This is a genomic window from Nocardia sp. NPDC003345 (assembly GCF_053589395.1).
On sequence record NZ_JBSFRU010000570.1, the window covers coordinates 1 to 1,799 of the forward strand.

General features: G+C 65.5%; 1 protein-coding gene. It reads left to right on the forward strand.

Annotation, left to right across the window (positions count from 1 at the left end; genetic code table 11):
- Positions 1-102: 102 nt before the first annotated feature.
- Positions 103-1,488 (forward strand): class II 3-deoxy-7-phosphoheptulonate synthase, encoded by a 1,386-nt coding sequence (locus tag ACWDU1_RS32065; protein ID WP_450004169.1) that lies wholly within the window; start codon positions 103-105, stop codon positions 1,486-1,488.
- The last annotated feature ends 311 nt before the right edge of the window (positions 1,489-1,799 follow it).

Genomic DNA, 1,799 nt, shown 5'->3' on the forward strand with positions numbered 1-1,799 from the left:
CCCGGGGTTAATAGGGCCCCACCCTCGAGCGGCGGAGCCGCTCCAAAATTACAGCCCGCCCTTCGCGAAGGGGCCTTTCCGGCCCTCCAGTATCCTGAACTGGTGAATTGGACCGTCGACGTTCCTATCGACCGTTTGCCCGAGCTGCCGCCGTTGCCTGCCGAGCTGCGTAAACGTCTCGACGACGCGTTGTCGAGGCCGGCGCTGCAGCAGCCGTCGTGGGACGCGGGTCATGCGGCGGACATGCGGACGGTGCTGGAGAGTGTGCCGCCGATCTGCTTGCCGGCGGAGGTGGACGAGTTGCGGGAGCGGCTCGCCGAGGTGGCGCGCGGGGAAGCGTTCCTGATGCAGGGCGGGGACTGCGCGGAGACCTTCGCCGACAACACCGAGCCGCATATCCGTGGCAATATCCGGACGCTGTTGCAGATGGCGGTGGTGCTCACCTATGGGGCGAGCCTGCCGGTGGTGAAGGTGGCGCGGATCGCCGGGCAGTACGCGAAACCGCGGTCCTCGGACACGGATGCGCTCGGTTTGCGGTCCTATCGCGGGGATATGGTGAATTCGCTGGTCGCGGACGCGGCGTTGCGTGAGCACGATCCGTCGCGGCTGGTGCGTGCGTACGCGAACGCGAGCGCGGCGATGAACCTGGTCCGGGCGTTGACCAACGCCGGGATGGCGGATCTGCATCGAGTGCACGACTGGAATCGCGATTTCGTGGCGCAGTCCCCGGCGGGCGCCCGATATGAGGCGCTGGCCGAGGAGATCGACCGGGGGCTGCGATTCATGACGGCCTGCCGGGTGAACGATCCCAGCCTGCAGTCGGCCCGTATCTACGCTTCGCACGAAGCGCTGGTGCTGGATTACGAGCGGGCCATGCTGCGTTTGGCCGAGAACTCCTCCGGGGCTCCCGCACTGTACGACCTGTCCGCGCATTTCCTGTGGATCGGGGAACGCACCCGCCAGCTCGACGGCGCGCATATCGCGTTCGCGGAACTACTCGCCAACCCCATCGGCCTCAAGATCGGGCCCACCACCTCTCCGGACCAGGCGGTGGAATACGTGGAGCGGCTCGACCCCACCAACGAACCCGGGCGGTTGACGCTGGTCTCACGGATGGGCAATACGAAGATCCGGGAGGTGCTGCCGCCGATCGTGGAAAAAGTGCAGGCCACCGGGCACCAGGTCATCTGGCAGTGCGATCCCATGCACGGCAACACCCACGAATCGTCCACCGGCTTCAAAACCCGCCACTTCGACCGCATCGTCGACGAGGTACAGGGGTTCTTCGAGGTTCATCACGCGCTGGGGACGCATCCGGGCGGGTTGCATATCGAACTCACCGGTGAGGATGTGACGGAGTGCCTGGGTGGGGCGCAGGATATCTCCGACCTGGATCTGTCGGGGCGGTATGAGACGGCGTGCGATCCGCGGTTGAACACTCAGCAGTCGCTGGAACTGTCGTTTCTGGTCGCGGAGATGCTGAGGTAGGGGTGGGGGAGCCTTTCGCGAGGTGAAGTGGGTGGCTTTGCTCGTGAAGGTGAGTGGGTGACACTCGCTCGTCAAGGTGAGTGGGTGACCTTGTCTGCGCGGGTGAAGTGGGTGACCCTGCTCGCGAAGGTGAGTGGGTGACCTTGCTTGCGAAGGTGAGTAGGTGACCCTGCTTGCGAAGGTGAGTAGGTGACCCTGCTCGCGAAGGTGAGTAGGTGACCCCGCTCGCCAAGGTGAGTAGGTGACCGGGCCCGCCAAGGTGCTGTGTTTATTGGCGCGGCTTCGCCGCGCGGGGTTCGGCCCCTGAAGCG